General features: G+C 75.1%; 11 protein-coding genes and 1 pseudogene. 5 read left to right on the top strand and 7 right to left on the bottom strand.

Translation table 11 applies throughout. The features are described 5' to 3' along the window. Positions 1–663: 663 nt before the first annotated feature. The 5 genes from VM636_RS12570 to VM636_RS12550 all read left to right on the top strand — a co-directional run bounded on the left by VM636_RS12570 (position 664) and on the right by VM636_RS12550 (position 7,497). Positions 664–1,674 carry a polyprenyl synthetase family protein gene (locus tag VM636_RS12570; protein WP_030421998.1) on the top strand — a complete coding sequence of 337 codons (1,011 nt, stop codon included), beginning with the start codon at positions 664–666 and terminating at the stop codon, positions 1,672–1,674. Positions 1,675–2,376: 702 nt separating this feature from the next. Next, positions 2,377–3,618 (top strand): outer membrane lipoprotein carrier protein LolA, encoded by a 1,242-nt coding sequence (locus VM636_RS12565; protein ID WP_053913287.1) that lies wholly within the window; start codon positions 2,377–2,379, stop codon positions 3,616–3,618. A gap of 254 nt (positions 3,619–3,872) precedes the next feature. Then, positions 3,873–4,904 (top strand): ABC transporter ATP-binding protein, encoded by a 1,032-nt coding sequence (locus VM636_RS12560; protein WP_338484426.1) that lies wholly within the window; start codon positions 3,873–3,875, stop codon positions 4,902–4,904. Further along, on the top strand, positions 4,891–5,826 hold the full coding sequence (locus VM636_RS12555; protein ID WP_053913286.1) for an ABC transporter permease: 936 nt from the start codon (positions 4,891–4,893) through the stop codon (positions 5,824–5,826). The genes VM636_RS12560 and VM636_RS12555 overlap by 14 nt, the downstream gene beginning before the upstream one ends. A gap of 216 nt (positions 5,827–6,042) precedes the next feature. Next, positions 6,043–7,497, top strand: coding sequence for a tetratricopeptide repeat protein (locus tag VM636_RS12550; protein WP_030422002.1), 1,455 nt, complete (start codon positions 6,043–6,045; stop codon positions 7,495–7,497). A gap of 26 nt (positions 7,498–7,523) precedes the next feature. On the opposite strand, the gene VM636_RS12545 is transcribed toward VM636_RS12550, so the two are convergent. The 7 genes and pseudogenes from VM636_RS12545 to VM636_RS12515 form a co-directional block, all read right to left on the bottom strand. Continuing rightward, on the bottom strand, positions 7,524–8,480 hold the full coding sequence (locus VM636_RS12545) for a M28 family metallopeptidase (RefSeq protein WP_053913284.1): 957 nt from the start codon (positions 8,478–8,480) through the stop codon (positions 7,524–7,526). Positions 8,481–8,643: 163 nt separating this feature from the next. After that, entirely contained in the window at positions 8,644–9,120 is a 477-nt protein-coding gene (locus tag VM636_RS12540) for a VOC family protein (protein WP_030422004.1), read from the bottom strand. A 209-nt stretch (positions 9,121–9,329) separates the two neighbouring features. Next, entirely contained in the window at positions 9,330–10,442 is a 1,113-nt protein-coding gene (gene rarD, locus VM636_RS12535) for an EamA family transporter RarD (RefSeq protein ID WP_338484422.1), read from the bottom strand. Between the two features lie 180 nt (positions 10,443–10,622). Then, positions 10,623–11,014 (bottom strand): annotated as a pseudogene (locus VM636_RS12530) (KR domain-containing protein); the annotation flags it as partial. Positions 11,015–11,112: 98 nt separating this feature from the next. Next, the gene (locus VM636_RS12525; RefSeq protein WP_030422007.1) at positions 11,113–12,192 is read right to left on the bottom strand and encodes a 2-oxoacid:ferredoxin oxidoreductase subunit beta; all 1,080 of its coding nucleotides are present in this window, start codon (positions 12,190–12,192) and stop codon (positions 11,113–11,115) included. Then, the gene (locus tag VM636_RS12520; RefSeq protein ID WP_338484420.1) at positions 12,185–14,113 is read right to left on the bottom strand and encodes a 2-oxoacid:acceptor oxidoreductase subunit alpha; all 1,929 of its coding nucleotides are present in this window, start codon (positions 14,111–14,113) and stop codon (positions 12,185–12,187) included. The genes VM636_RS12525 and VM636_RS12520 overlap by 8 nt, the downstream gene beginning before the upstream one ends. Before the next feature lie 253 nt (positions 14,114–14,366). Continuing rightward, positions 14,367–15,038, bottom strand: coding sequence for a response regulator transcription factor (locus VM636_RS12515; protein WP_030422009.1), 672 nt, complete (start codon positions 15,036–15,038; stop codon positions 14,367–14,369). Positions 15,039–15,372: the final 334 nt, after the last annotated feature.

The raw sequence follows: 15,372 nt of genomic DNA, 5'->3' as shown, positions 1-15,372 counted from the left end.
GGTGGTGGTGGGGGAGGGCCGGGATGGGGCGCGTCGCGGTGTCGGGGGGTTCGGCGGGGGCCCGGGTGGGCGGCGGCTGCTTCCGGGCGTCCCGCGCGGGGCGTGGGGGTACCTGCGGGAAGGGGTGGGCGGCGGTGTCGCGCGGGGGTCTGCGGGGGCGCCGGGGTGGCCGGGGTGGCCGGACCGGCCGGGCGGCCCGGCGGAGCGGAGCGCTCCGGTCAGGGGTTTCGGGGCTCCGGTGCCGGTGGCTCGCTCCGGCGGGCTTCGGGGTTGTCGCCGCGCCGGGCGGGCGTCCGCGCCGTACCCGCGGTGCGGGCCCGGAGCCGGGAGGGGGCGCGTACCGAATGGGTGAGGTCCTCCGGGTGCGCCCGGTGGGGAGGAGTGGTGGGATCTTCGGTGACGGCTTCCCGGTCCTCGGTGACGGCTTCCCGGCGTGTCGCGGCCCGTCGCCCCCCGGCTTCCACCCTCCCCGTCAAATCGCTCAATATCTGTTCATATCACCTGATCAAAAACATACCGTTCGTGATCGGATATCGACCGGCCTGTAACGGTGGGCGCGAGCGGTGATCGAAACATGACCGGATACGCTGACTTGAGTGGTGGCAGCGACCTATCGACAGACCAGGTAATCGCCAGTAGACACCAGCAGACAGGAGACCCCTCGTGACCGTCGTCGGGCCATTCGGGCTGAGCGTGCGGGACCAGGCTCTCGAAGCCGATGTCCAGGCCGGGATGACGGCTGTCGAGGAAGGGTTGCTCGAGGCAACCAAGAGTGAGGTGCCCTTCATCACCGAGGCCGCCCAGCACCTGGTGCGGGCCGGCGGCAAGCGGTTCCGGCCGCTGCTGGTGATGCTCGCCGCCCAGTTCGGTGACCCCTACGCCCCCGGCATCGTGCCCTCGGCCGTGGTCGTCGAGCTGACCCACCTCGCCACGCTCTACCACGACGACGTGATGGACGAGGCCGCCGTGCGGCGCGGGGTGCCCAGCGCCAACACCCGCTGGGGCAACTCGGTCGCCGTCCTCACCGGCGACTTCCTGTTCGCCCGCGCCTCGCAGATCCTCGCCGACCTCGGACCCGAGGCGGTCCGCGTGCAGGCCCTCGCCTTCGAGCGGCTGGTCACCGGCCAGATCCTGGAGACCGCGGGGCCGCAGGACGGACGAGACCCCGTCGACCACTACCTCGACGTGCTCGGCGGCAAGACCGGATCGCTGGTCGCGGTCTCCTGCCGCTTCGGCGCGATGATGTCCGGCGCCGACGAGCGGGTCGTCGACGTGCTCACCCAGTACGGGGAACGGCTCGGCGTCGCCTTCCAGCTCGCCGACGACGTCCTGGACATCGCCTCCGACTCCCACGAGTCCGGCAAGACGCCCGGCACCGACCTGCGCGAGGGCATCCCCACCCTCCCGGTGCTGCGGCTGCGCGAGCGCGCCGAACGCCTCGGACTCGCCGAGGACCGCGCCCTGTGCGACCTGCTCGACTCCGACCTGGCCGACGACGCCCGCCTCGCCGAGGCGCTGCGCCTGCTCCGCGCCCACCCGGCCCTCGAACAGGCCCGGCGCGACACCGTCCGCTACGCCAAGGACGCCCGCGCCGCGCTCGCCCCGCTCCAGGAGTGCGAGGCGAAGGCAGCGCTCGTGGAACTGTGCGACGCCGTCGTCCACCGCGCCGGCTGAACGACCCCCGCCACGCCCGGTCGGCGTGTCGTACGCCCCACGGTCCGCGCCACGCCCGGTCGGCGTGTCGCGCGCACCGGGGCGGACACGGCACGGCCTGCGGAGACGCCGACGACACGCCCGCCCCGGCGTGTCGCACGCCCCGCTGAGCGCGCCGCGCCCGGGTCCGCGTGTCGCGCGCACCCTTGGGGGCCGCGCCGCGCCCGGGTCCGCGTGTCGTACGCCCTGCGGCACCCGACATTCGCACCTCCGCGTGTCGCGCGCACGCTGAGGGTCCGGGCCGTGCCGGGCCCGGTGTGTCGTACGCCGCACGGTTTCCGACACGCCGCTTCCGCGTGTCGCACGCACGCTTGGGGCCCGCGACACGCCCACCCCGCGTGTCGCACGCCCCGCGGTCCCTGACACGCCACCTCCGCGTGTCGCACGCACCCGTGCCGACGCGCCCCCGCCTCCCCGGCGCCTCCCCGGCACACCGACGGAGGTACGCGTCCCCTACGGGGTGCGGAGGGCATGGCCCCGGCGTGTCATCCCGCAGGAGTACGCGGAGTTGGACCCGGGGTCTGACGCTTCCGCCCGGCTGATTTGGTCGGATGGAGACAACGGAAAACACCTCTCCTCGCCGCTTCGGGGGGAGAATGGCGGCTGACGGGTGGACACGTGCGCGTCGAGCAGGCCGCCGCCGACGACGGAGGTAGGGCACACATGGCACCGTTCGATTCCGAGGACAGCACGACGGCCGCCGCGGCGGCCGGGGACGTGCGGGAGCCGCGGCGCAGGTTCGCGCGGTACGGCGTCCCGGTCACCGTGATGGGCGTGGCGGCGGCGGCCATCGGCCTCGTCCCGGCGCTCGCCGACTCCGGCGACCCGGACCTGCCGAAGCTGACGGCCGCGCAACTCGTGCAGAAGATCGCCGAGTCGGACGTGGAACAGCTCTCCGGCACGGTCAAGATCACCACCGACCTGGGGCTCCCGGACCTCGGCGGGCTGGAGAGCGGCCTGCTCTCCGGTGCCGTGGGCGGGGCGGGCGGCGGCTCCTCGGCCGACCCCTCGGCCAAGCTCACCGAACTGGCCACCGGCACGCACACCCTGCGGGTCGCCGCCGACGGCCCCGACCGGCAGAAGGTGTCGCTGCTGGAGGACGCCGCCGAGTACAGCCTCGTCCACGACGGCCAGGACGTGTGGGGCTACGACAGCCGGTCGAACGAGGTCTACCACGCGACCGTCGACGAGGGTGCCGAGCGCCCCGGGAAGGACGTGCCCGCCACGCCGAAGGACTTCGCCGAGGAGGCCCTGAAGGCGGTCGACGACACCACCTCCGTGACGGTGGACGGCACCGCCCGGGTGGCCGGCCGGGACGCCTACCGGCTGGTGGTCAAGCCGCGCCAGTCCGGTTCGACGGTCGGCGCGATCAGCGTGGCCGTGGACGCGAAGACCGGGTTGCCGCTGAAGTTCACGCTGACCCCGGCGAGCGGCGGCGCGGCCGTCGTGGACGTCGGCTTCACCCAGGTCGGTTTCGCCAAGCCGGACGCGTCCACGTTCGACTTCACGCCGCCCAAGGGCGCCAAGGTCACCGAGGCCGACCAGGCCGCCGAAGCCGCCGGGAAGGGCAAGCCCGGCAAGGACGGCACGCCGGCCGAGGACGGGCGCGCGGGCCACGGGGCGGACGGACCGGCCGGTGAACTCGACGGCATGACCGTGATCGGCGAGGGCTGGAACACGATCGCCACCTTCGGCACCGGCGGTGAGGGTCTGCCCGCGCCGACCGGCGGCGGTGACCTCGACGGCTTCCTGGGCTCCTTCGGCGACCAGGTCAAGGGCGGCTTCGGCAAGGGCACGGTCTTCTCGACCCGCCTGATCAACGCCCTGGTCACCGAGGACGGCACCGTCTACGTCGGCGCGGTCACCAAGGACGCGCTGGTCAAGGCGGCCGAGTCGGCCCGCTAGGACGGACCGACGACGGGACCGGCAACGGGACCGCGGCGGCCCGGCAACGGGCCGAGGCGGACCCGCGACGGACCCCCGACGGACCCGCGGCGGCCGGACAGCCCCCGGCCGCCGCACACGGCACAGGGCACTCGGCACAGGGCGGCGGCACCGCGGGGCGGCAGGCCGGCGGGGCACAGCAGGGCAGGGGGGCGACAGGGAGTGGGCCGGACGTCCCGGCCCCACGAGGGCAGCGCGCGACGAGGAGAGAGCCGATGGGCGAACCGTCCGGCACCGAAGCGGAGAGTCCGCCAGAACCGGCCCCCGGCCCGACCCCTGGCCCGGCCCCCGGCCCGGCAGCCTCCGCCCCGGAGGACGGCGCCGTCATCACCACCCGCGCCCTCACCAAGCGCTACCGCGGCGGGCAACCGGCCGTCGACGGCCTGGACCTGACCGTCCCGGCGGGCAGTGTCTTCGGCTTCCTCGGCCCGAACGGCTCCGGCAAGACCACCACCATCCGCATGCTGATGGGGCTGATCGCACCGACCTCGGGCACCGCCCACGTCCTGGGCCGCCCCATGCCGCGCGCCGCCCGCAGCGTCCTGCCGCGGGTCGGCGCGCTCATCGAGGGCCCGGCCGCCTACGGCTTCCTGTCCGGCCGGGACAACCTGCTCCGGTACGACGCCGCCGACCCGACCGCCGATCCCCGCACCCGGCGCCAGCGGGTCGCGGCGGCGCTCGACCGGGTCGGCCTCGCCGCCGCGGCCGGCAAACGGGCGGGGGCGTACTCGCTCGGCATGAAGCAGCGGCTCGGGCTCGCCGCGGCCCTGCTGCGCCCGCGCAGCCTGCTCGTGCTGGACGAGCCGACCAACGGGCTCGACCCGCAGGGCATGCGCGAGATCCGTGCGCTGGTGCGCGAACTGGCCGCCGACGGCACCACCGTCTTCCTCTCCTCCCACCTGCTCGACGAGATCGAGCACGTGTGCACCCACGCCGCCGTGATGGCCCGCGGCCGGCTCCTCGCGCAGGGCGCGGTGGCCGATCTGGCGGCCGGGATGCGCGGGCGGCTGGTGGTGACCACGCCGGACCCGGGGGACGCCGCCCGGGTGCTCAAGGAGCGCGGCGCCGGGGACGTGGCGGTGGACGGGGACCGGGTCACCGCCCAGCCGCCGGACGGCGACCTCGCCGACCTGAACGCGGCGCTGGTCGCGGGCGGCGTCCGGGTCCGCGGCTTCGCGGTGGAACGGGCCTCGCTGGAGGACGCGTTCGTGGCACTGACCGGGGAGGGTTTCGATGTCGCGGGCTGACACGGCGGACGCCGCCGAGCGGGGCGGGGAGTGGGAGACCACACCGGTCCCGGCCGGGACCGGCGCGCCGGCGGGGCGGTGGTTCCCTGCCTCCCTCGGGCTGTTCCGGAGCGAACTGCTGATCACGTTCCGGCGGGGCCGCACCCTCGTACTGCTGGGCGTGCTGGCCGCCGTGCCGGTGCTGGTCGGCATCGCCGTGCGCATCGAGACGGGCGGCGGTCCCTCGCGCGGCCCCGGCGGGGGCCCCGGCGGACCGGCGTTCCTCGCGCAGGTGAGCAACAACGGGCTGTTCCTGGTCTTCACGGCGCTGGCGGTGACCCTGCCGTTCTTCCTGCCGATGGCCGTCGGCGTCGTCGCGGGCGACGCCCTCGCCGGCGAGTCGGCGGCCGGGACGCTCCGCTACCTCCTGGTCGCCCCGGCCGGCCGCACCCGGCTGCTGCTCACCAAGTACGCGACCGTGGTCGTCTTCTGCCTGGCGGCCACCTTCGTGGTCGCCGGCTCCGCGCTCGCGGTGGGGGCGCTGCTGTTCCCGCTCGGCGATCTGACCACGATCTCCGGCACCCGTATCGGCTACGGCGAGGGCCTTCTGCGGGCGCTGCTGATCGCGCTCGTCGTCGCCGCCTCGCTGACCGGCCTCGCGGCGCTCGGCCTGTTCGTCTCCACGCTGACCGGCAGCGGCATCGCGGCGATGGCGGCCACCGTCGGCCTGCTGATCACGGTGCAGATCCTCGACCAGATCCCGCAGCTCCACGCCCTCCACCCGTACCTCTTCTCGCACCACTGGCTGTCCTTCGCGGACCTGATGCGCGAGCCGGTCCACTGGGACGCGCTGGTGCGCAACCTCGGCCTCCAGGCCCTGTACGCGGCCGTGTTCGGCTCGGCGGCCTGGGCGCGGTTCGCGGGGAAGGACATCACCGCGTAGGGCGCGGAACGGCACCCGCGCGGAACGTCCCGCCCCGGCTCCCCCGGCCTCGCGGCACCGCCCCGGCAGGCGCGGTGCCCGCTGGAACGAGGCTGTGACAGGGCGGTGACCCAAGGACCGGGAGGGACCGGGGAGACTCGGGGCAAGAAGGACGACCGGCACGACCGGGCCGCGCCGGGGACGCGGCCGGGACCGCCGGGGAAGCAGGGGGGAACCATGACTCGACCCGACCGCGACGAGCGGCCCGGCCCGCGGGCCGCCGGGCGCGCGCAGACCGCCGGGGCACTGCCGATCGACGTCCGCGTACCGGCCGGCGCGGCCGGAGTCCGGGGCGCGTCGGTGGACGGCGCCCTGATCGTCGCGGCCCCCGGCCAGGAGATACAGCACGCCGTCCTGGAACGGCTGCACCGGCTGGCGCTCGCCGCCGACCGGCCCGTCCTCGCCACCGTGCGCGACGAGCGGGTGGGCTGCGCCGTACCGCTCCGCGTCGACCCGGACGGTTCCAGCCACCTCGCCGCGGACCCCACGCCCCTGACCCCGGACGCCTCCGGGGTCCCGGACACCGGCGACACCGGCGGCGACGCCGCGGCGCCGGCGCCCGAGCGGGGGAGTACGGACCCGGACGCCACCGCGTGGGACCGGGCCACGCAGGTGCTGCGCCTGGTGGAGCCGGTACGGGAGGCCGCGGCGTCGCGCACGGCGCAGGCTCCCGGCGTCCCCCCGCCCGCCACGCAGGCACCCGCCCAGGCCGCCCCGCACCCCGGTGCCGCGGCCCCCGCCCAGGTGGCCCCGCGTTCCGCCGCGCAGGCCGCCGCGCACCCCGGTGCCCCGGCCCGCCCCCCGTACGCCCCGCGCTCGGCAGCCCCCGGCACCCCGCTGCCCGGCTCCCTGGCCGTCGCGCCGCCCGGCACCGTCGTGCCGCCGACGGGCAGTTTCGGCCCGCCCCCGAGGATGGAGGCGGCCCCCGGGCCCGCCGTCACCCCCCTCTCCCCGTACTCCCCGCTCACCGGCGCCCCGCGCCCCGCCCCGGCGACCGGGGCCCACGGGCACGGCGCGCCGCGTCCCACCCCGGTAGCGGCGACGTCCCCGCGCGGCCCCCGGGCCGTTCCGCCGCCCGGGGAGGAGGTCGTGCGGCACACCCCCGCCCGGGGCTTCGACGCCGTGGCCGAGGCGGTGCTCGGGGACGGTCCGCCCGACCCGCCGGGCACCGGGCCCGCCGTCCTCGCGGAGCCGACGGCGCGGGTCGGCGAGGCGGTCCGGGAGGGGCGGACCGAGGAGGCGGCCCGGCTCGCGGAACGGACCGTCGAGACCGCCTCCGCGAGCCTCGGCCCGGACCACCCCGAGGTGCTGCGGCTGCGGGAGCTGACCGCGTACATCGCCTACCTCTCCGGCGACGTGGAGCGGGCGTTCCGCCTCTCCCTGGACCTGGCCGGCGTGCACCGCCGGGCGGGTGACGCGGAGGCCGCCTACGGCAACGTGCGCAGTGCGGTCACCGCCTGGCGGGGCGTACGGGACCCGGAACGGGGGCTGGAGCTGGGGCGCGCGGTGCTCGGCCTGTGGGACGAGCTGGCGGCCGAGGGCGGTCCGGCCGCCGAGGACGCCGAGGAGCGCGAGTCGGCCCACGCCCGCCAGGCCCGCCTCACCGCCCGGCTGCGCGACCGGCGGGGCTGACCCGCGCTTCCCCGCCGCCGGTGCGGCTACGCGGTGAGCTTCCAGACCGCGTGGGCGATGGCGTCGCTGTTGCGGTCCAGGGCGGTGTCGTCGATGTTGGCGACGGTGTCGCAGGAGGAGTGGTAGCAGGGGTCGAAGGCCCGGCCGGCCGTACCGCCCCACTTGGCGGCCTGGGCGGCCGTCTTGCGGTAGTCGGCACCGCTGAAGAGGCCGCCGACGGGGACGCCCGCGTTCTTGAAGGGGGCGTGGTCGGAGCGGCCGTCCCCCTCGGTCTCGATCTCGGTGGGGACGCCGAGGCCGGCGTAGTAGTCCTTGAAGGTCTTCTCGATCACGGGGTCGTCGTCGTAGACGAAGTACCCGGGGTTGGGCGAGCCGATCATGTCGAAGTTCAGGTAGCCGGCGATCTTCGCGCGCTCGGTGGCGGAGAGCGTGGAGACGTAGTGGCGGGAGCCGACCATGCCCAGTTCCTCGGCGTCCCACCAGGCGAAGCGCAGGTGTTTGGCGGGGTGGTGGCCGGTGCGGGCCACGGTGAGGGCGGTCTCCAGGATGGCGGCCGACCCGGAGCCGTTGTCGTTGATGCCGGGTCCGGCGGCGACGCTGTCCAGGTGTGACCCGAGCATGACAACCTTGTTGGTGTCGCCGCCGGGCCAGTCCGCGACGAGGTTGTAGCCGGTGCGCCCGGACGACGTGAACTGCTGGACGGTGGTGGTGAAGCCGGCCGCGTCGAGCTGGGCCTTCACGTAGTCGAGCGAGGCCCGGTAGCCGGTGCGGCCGTGGGCGCGGTTGCCGCCGTTGGCCGTCGCGATGGACTGGAACCGGGTCAGGTGCGCCTTGACGGCGGTCACGGATATGTCGGGCGCGGCGGCGGCCGGTGCGGCGGGCTCGGGGGCCGTGGCCGCGTCGGCCGCGGTGGTGCCGGCCAGCAGTGTGGCGGCGGCGACGGCACCGGCCGTCAGCGCGCGGCCGGAGAGGGAGAGCTTCATGTGGGGGGCTCCGGATTCCTGGGGAGTCCCGGACGGGACTCGCGTGGAAGGGACGCGAGGATGGTGTGGCCACGGCTGACGTCCCGTCAAGACCGCGGACCGGCCATCGTGTCCCGGATATCGGAGACCGCCGGAGAACCCCCAGGTCGTGCCCGGACGGGTTTCAGTGGACGCAGAACTCGTTCCCCTCCGGGTCGGCCATCACCACCCACTGGCCGCCCGGCTCCCGCACGTGCCGCACGATCGTCGCGCCCAGTTCCTCCAGGCGGGCGGTCTCCTCGGCGCGGCGGTCCGCGCCGGGGTGCAGGTCGAGGTGGATCCGGTTCTTGCCCGTCTTGGGCTCGGGCACCCGCTGGAAGAGCAGCCGCCGCCCCAGTCCGGTGCCGCTCGCCTGGTCGAAGGGGTCCTCGGGGTGGCGTACGGCGATCAGGTCGCGCCAGGCGAGCCGGCCGTCCGACTCGACGGTCGCCTCCCGCGGCACGGCGCCGGACTCCAGCAGCCCGGCGATGAGGGCGCTGTTGTCCTCGGCCTCGTAGTGCAGGGCGGCGGCCCAGAAGGCGGCCTGGGCGTGCGGGTCCGCGGCGTCGACGACGACCTTGAAGTGCACGGGGGCGGGCGCGGACGGAGGCGTGGATGTCATGGGCGCCACTCAACTGGTCCGCCCCGGGGGCGGGCAAGGGGAACACGGCGATCCGCCCGCCCGCCCCCTCTCGCGCCGGAGCCGCCGCGGCTTCCACAGCCACAGCTTTCACGGCGCCACGGCTTCTACGGCGCCACGGCTTCCACACCACCGTCACCCAGGCCGGGTCCGACGGCTCACGGCCGGGTCCGACGGCCCCCGGCCGGGTCCTACGGCTTCACGGCCGGGGCGTCGAGCGGGTCGGGTCCGGGGCAGCCGTCCGGCGCGGGCTCGCCCGTGGCCGTCCCCGGCGCCGCCCTCGTTCCGGGAGCGGCCGTCGCCGTCCCCGACGCCACGATCCCCGCCTCGCGGGCCGCGCCGGCCGGCCCCGTCGGCAGCACCGCCCCGCCGGTCTCCGCCAGGTCCTCCAGCCGCTTGGCCAGCGCCCGCGCCGAACGGCGGGCGGTGCGCAGCGCGTCCCAGGTCAGCATCGTCAGCGCCACCCAGACCAGCGCGAACCCGGCCCAGCGCTCGGTGGGCATCGCCTCGCGGAAGTAGAGGACGCCGAGCAGGAACTGGAAGACGGGCGCCAGGTACTGGAGCAGGCCCAGCGTGGACAGCGGCACCCGGATCGCCGCCGCGCCGAAGCAGGCCAGCGGCAGGGCGGTGACCACGCCGGTGGCGACGAGCAGCGTCGCGTGCCCCGCGCCCGCGGCGCCGAAGGTGGACCCGCCGTGCGCGCCCAGCCAGAGCAGGTAGCCGAGCGCGGGGAGGAACTGGATCGCGGCCTCGGCGGCCAGCGACTCGATCCCGCCGAGGTTGACCTTCTTCTTGGCCAGCCCGTAGGTGGCGAAGGAGAAGGCGAGGCAGAGCGAGACCCAGGGCGGGCGGCCGACGCCGACCGTGAGGACGACCACGGCCGCGAAGCCGGTCCCGACCGCCGCCCACTGCACGGGGCGCAGCCGCTCCTTCAGCAGCAGCACGCCTATGGCTATCGTCACCAGCGGGTTGATGAAGTAGCCGAGCGACGCCTCGACGACGTGGCCGCTGTTCACCGCCCAGATGTAGACGCCCCAGTTGACGGTGATGACGGCGGCGGCGACGGTGACCAGGCCCAGCTTCCGCGGCTGCCGCAGCAGCTCGCCGAGCCAGGCCCAGCGCCGGACGACGAGCAGGGCGACGGCCACGAAACCGAGGGACCACACCATCCGGTGGGCCAGGATCTCCCCGGCGCCGGAGGGCTTGAGCAGGGGCCAGAAGAGGGGGACGAGCCCCCACATCCCGTACGCCGCGACGCCGTTCAGCAGACCGATCCGCTGTTCACTCCTCGACGACCCGGCCACGGGCACCTCCCTCTCACCACCGGCACACGGTACGGACGCATGCCACGAACGAAGGTAGCGCCGTTCCCGGCCCCCTGTCATACCCGTGGTGCCCTACGGTCATGACAGGGGGCGGTGGGAGCGCGCGGGGGCGCCCCGGACGCACGCGGGGGCGCTCAGCGGGCGGGCGGGGGCCTCCCGGACCGTCTGCGCGAGCGGGGTGGTGGGGCGGCGGCCCGCCGGCCGGGAGAGGCCGCCGGTGGCGACGACCGGCTCGCCCTGCTCGATGGACGCCCCGACGCCCGCGAGGGACGGCATCCTGGCGGCCCGGACAGCCCGGCGCCCGCCAGGATGCCGGTGTACGCCCCGACGGAGACGGGGGTGGCGGCGATCTCGCGGCCGGTCAGCCGGCTCAGTCCGGCGGCGCACTCGGCGAAGCCCCCGCGGTGTCGCCGCCCGGCGCGCAGGCGCGGTTCTCGTGGCCCTCGCCGGTGAGCGCGGCGACGGCCACCCGCGCGGGAGGCGGAGGAGACCCGGCCCTCGCCGGCCGCGTGCACCGAGGTGCCGTGCTCCAGGACCGGGGCGAGGCGCTGGAGGACCGAGCGGCGGATGGCCGACGTGGACCGGGCCCGCCGGGCCTACGACGAGGCCCGGGACGTGACGCCCCGGGCCTCGTGCACCGCCGCCGCGCTCAGCCGACGACCGTCCAGGTGTCGTTGCCGGAGAGCAGCGCCGACAGGTCGCCCTTGCCGTGCCGCTCCACGGCCGCGTCGAGCTGGTCGGCCATGAGCGTGTCGTAGACCGGCCGTGCGACGGAGCGGAACACGCCGATCGGCGTGTGGTGCAGCGTGTCCGGGTCGGCGAGCCGGGAGAGGGCGAAGGCCGTGGTCGGCGTGGCCGCGCCGACGTCGTGGACCAGCACGTCCGCCTCGTTCTCCGGGGTGACGGCGACCACCCGCAGGTCACCGGTGTCCCGGTCGCGGACGACGCCCTTGGCACCGTCGGCGCCGAAGCGGACCGGCTGCCCGTGCTCCAGCCGGATCACCGCCTCCTCGGCCCGCTCGCGGTCCTTGAGCACCTCGAAGGCGCCGTCGTTGAAGATGTTGCAGTTCTGGTAGATCTCCACCAGGGCCGTGCCGGGGTGCTCGGCGGCCTGGCGCAGCACCTCGGTGAGGTGCTTGCGGTCGGAGTCCACGGTGCGGGCGACGAAGGACGCCTCCGCTCCCAGCGCCAGCGACACCGGGTTGAAGGGCGCGTCCAGGGAGCCCATCGGCGTCGACTTGGTGATCTTGCCGGTCTCCGAGGTGGGGGAGTACTGGCCCTTGGTCAGCCCGTAGATCCGGTTGTTGAACAGCAGGATCTTCAGGTTCACGTTGCGGCGCAGGGCGTGGATGAGGTGGTTGCCGCCGATGGAGAGCGCGTCGCCGTCCCCGGTGACCACCCACACCGACAGGTCCCGGCGCGAGGTGGCGAGCCCGGTCGCGATGGCGGGGGCCCGGCCGTGGATCGAGTGCATCCCGTAGGTGTTCATGTAGTACGGGAAGCGGGAGGAGCAGCCGATGCCCGAGACGAAGACGATGTTCTCCCGGGCCAGGCCGAGGCTGGGCAGGAAGCCCTGGACGGCGGCGAGGACCGCGTAGTCCCCGCAGCCGGGGCACCAGCGCACCTCCTGGTCCGACTTGAACTCCTTCATGGACTGCCGTCCCTCGGCCTTCGGCACGAGGGAGAGCGCCTCGGCCGCGACCGGGGCGGTGGTGGACGTCTCAGCCATCGATGGCCTCCTTCAGGACCGTGGCGAGCTGCTCCGCCTTGAACGGCATCCCGTTCACCTGGTGGTACGCGCGCGCGTCGACCAGGTACTTCGCCCGGACGAGGGCGGTGAGCTGGCCGAGGTTCATCTCCGGGACCACCACCTTGTCGTACCGGCGCAGGACCTCGCCGAGGTTGCGCGGGAAGGGGTTGAGGTGGCGCAGGTGGGCCTGGGCGATCGGCTCGCCGGCGGCGCGCAGCCGGCGCACGGCGGCGGTGACCGGGCCGTAGGTCGAGCCCCAGCCCAGCACGAGGGTACGGGCGCCGTCCGGGTCGTCGACCTCGATGTCGGGGACGGCGACGCCGTCCACCTTGGCCTGCCGGGTGCGGACCATGAAGTCGTGGTTGGCCGGGTCGTAGGAGATGTTCCCCGTGCCGTCCTGCTTCTCGATGCCGCCGATGCGGTGCTCCAGGCCCGCCGTGCCGGGCACCGCCCAGGGACGGGCCAGCGTCTCGGGGTCGCGCTTGTACGGCCAGAAGACCTCGGTGCCGTCCTCCAGGGTGTGGTTCGGCGTCCGCGCGAACCGCACCGAGAGGTCCGGCAGTTCGTCCGGCTCGGGCACGCGCCACGGCTCGGAGCCGTTGGCCAGGTAGCCGTCGGAGAGCAGGAAGACCGGGGTCCGGTACGTCAGGGCGATCCGGGCCGCCTCCAGCGCCGCGTCGAAGCAGTCGGCCGGGGTGCGCGGCGCGACGACGGGGACCGGCGCCTCGCCGTTGCGCCCGTACATCGCCTGGAGCAGGTCGGCCTGCTCGGTCTTGGTGGGCAGGCCGGTGGAGGGGCCGCCGCGCTGGATGTCCACGACCAGCAGCGGCAGCTCCAGCGAGACGGCGAGCCCGATCGTCTCGCTCTTGAGCGCGACCCCCGGACCGGACGTGGTCGTCACCGCCAGCGACCCCCCGAACGCCGCCCCCAGCGCCGCGCCGATGCCCGCGATCTCGTCCTCGGCCTGGAAGGTGCGCACGCCGAAGTTCTTGTGCCGGGACAGCTCGTGCAGGATGTCCGAGGCCGGGGTGATCGGGTACGAGCCGAGGAACAGCGGCAGTCCGGCCTGGTGGGACGCGGCGATCAGGCCGTAGGCCAGCGCCAGGTTGCCGGAGATGTTGCGGTACACGCCGGGCGGGAAGGCCGTCGACGCCGGCGCCACCTCGTAGGAGACGGCGAAGTCCTCCGTGGTCTCCCCGAAGTTCCAGCCGGCCCGGTAGGCGGCGATGTTCGCGGCGGCGATGTCCGGCTTCTTGGCGAACTTCGTCCGCAGGAACCGCTCGGTCCCCTCGGTCGGCCGGTGGTACATCCAGCTCAGCAGGCCCAGCGCGAACATGTTCTTGCTGCGCTCGGCCTCCTTGCGGCTGAGGTCGAACTCCTTGAGCGCCTCCACCGTCAGGGTGGTCAGCGGCACCGGGTGCAGCCGGTACCCCTCCAGCGAACCGTCCTCCAGCGGGGAGGCCGCGTAGCCCACCTTCTGAAGTGCCCGCTTGGTGAACTCGTCCGTGTTGACGATGATCTCCGCGCCGCTCGGCATGTCGCCGATGTTCGCCTTGAGCGCGGCCGGGTTCATGGCGACCAGCACGTTCGGCGCGTCGCCCGGGGTGAGGATGTCGTGGTCGGCGAAGTGGAGCTGGAAGGACGAGACCCCCGGCAGGGTGCCGGCCGGGGCCCGGATCTCGGCCGGGAAGTTCGGCAGCGTCGACAGGTCGTTCCCGAAGGACGCCGTGTCCGAGGTGAAGCGGTCGCCGGTGAGCTGCATGCCGTCGCCCGAGTCGCCCGCGAACCTGATGATCACCCGGTCCAGCCGGCGGACGTCCTTCGTCCCCACCGGTTTGCGCTGCTCTCCCACGACGGTTCCGTCGGCCTGCTCCGCTGGGCTGCTGACCTGGCTGGTCACTGAAGTGGACCTCCCTAGAGGCGGCTGTCCCGGACCGGCCTCCACGACCGGCCCGGATCAACCCTACGTCCGAGGGGCCCGGCTTCCGGTGGACATTCGCGGGAATGGACGCGGCGCGCGGGCCCCCGGCCCCGCCGCCCCGCCCCGGCCCCGGCGGGGCGGGGCCCGTCACGCTCACGGACGCCGCCCCGGGACCCCGCCGCCCCGCGCGGGCCCGCAGAGCCGGGGCGGCGGCGGGGACCCGGAGGACGGGTCAGGACCTGAGGTAGGTGAGGACGGCCAGCACCCGCCGGTGGTCGCCGTCGCTCGGGGACAGGCCCAGCTTCAGGAAGATGTTGCTGACGTGCTTCTCCACGGCGCCGTCGCTCACCACGAGCTGCCGGGCCACCGCCGAGTTGGTCCGGCCCTCCGCCATCAGCCCCAGCACCTCCCGCTCCCGGGGGGTCAGACCGGCCAGCACGTCCTGCTTGCGGCTGCGGCCCAGGAGCTGCGCCACCACCTCCGGGTCGAGCGCCGTGCCGCCCCGCGCCACCCGCACCACCGCGTCCACGAACTCGCGCACCTCGGCCACCCGGTCCTTGAGCAGGTAGCCGACCCCGCGGCTGGACCCGGCGAGCAGTTCGGTGGCGTAACGCTCCTCCACGTACTGGGACAGCACCAGTACGCCCAGCTCCGGGTGGGCCTTGCGGAGCTGCACCGAGGCCCGTACGCCCTCGTCGGTGTGGGTCGGCGGCATCCGCACGTCCGCCACCACCACGTCGGGCAGCTTGCCGTCGGCGTCCAGCTCCGTGATCGTCTTGACCAGCGCCTCGCCGTCCCCGACCCCGGCCACCACCTCGTGCCCCCGGTCGGTCAGCAACCGGGTCAGCCCCTCCCTGAGCAGCACCGAGTCCTCGGCGATGACCACCCGCACCCTGTCCTCCACGATCACGTCCCCCACAGCCCGGTCCCCTCCGCCCGGCGGCCGACGCGGCCCGCGCCGCGTCCACCCACCGCCGGGGCCACGGGGTCCAGCATTCCAGCATCGCCGGTCGGGCGCCGCGAGGACAACGGGCGGGGGCGGGCGCGGGCGCGGAGGGGACGCGGGTCCGGTGGCTTGCGTCCCCTGCCCGGTGTCCGGCGGCCGGTTTCCGCCCCCGGCATCTGCCGTCCGTCGCCCGGCGTCCGCCGCCCGGCGTCTGCCGTCTGCCGTTCGCCGTCCGGCGTCCGTCGGGCCCCGCCGCGTGGCATCCGCAGGCGTCGTCCGTCGCCCGCCGTCC

It is taken from the genome of Streptomyces sp. SCSIO 75703, assembly GCF_036607905.1.
In the GTDB taxonomy this organism is placed as follows: domain Bacteria; phylum Actinomycetota; class Actinomycetes; order Streptomycetales; family Streptomycetaceae; genus Streptomyces.
The sequence above is the reverse complement of the archived record's forward strand: the minus strand, read 5'-3'. Positions and strand labels throughout refer to the sequence as shown.

What these genes read in the sequence shown, in the direction of transcription:
- VM636_RS12565 (WP_053913287.1), top strand. Translation starts at nt 2,377, where the DNA reads ATGGCACCGTTCGATTCCGAGGACAGCACGACGGCCGCCGCGGCGGCC.
- VM636_RS12560 (WP_338484426.1), top strand. Translation starts at nt 3,873, where the DNA reads ATGGGCGAACCGTCCGGCACCGAAGCGGAGAGTCCGCCAGAACCGGCC.
- VM636_RS12555 (WP_053913286.1), top strand. Translation starts at nt 4,891, where the DNA reads ATGTCGCGGGCTGACACGGCGGACGCCGCCGAGCGGGGCGGGGAGTGG.
- VM636_RS12550 (WP_030422002.1), top strand. Translation starts at nt 6,043, where the DNA reads ATGACTCGACCCGACCGCGACGAGCGGCCCGGCCCGCGGGCCGCCGGG.
- VM636_RS12545 (WP_053913284.1), bottom strand. Translation starts at nt 8,480, where the DNA reads ATGAAGCTCTCCCTCTCCGGCCGCGCGCTGACGGCCGGTGCCGTCGCC.
- VM636_RS12540 (WP_030422004.1), bottom strand. Translation starts at nt 9,120, where the DNA reads ATGACATCCACGCCTCCGTCCGCGCCCGCCCCCGTGCACTTCAAGGTC.
- VM636_RS12525 (WP_030422007.1), bottom strand. Translation starts at nt 12,192, where the DNA reads ATGGCTGAGACGTCCACCACCGCCCCGGTCGCGGCCGAGGCGCTCTCC.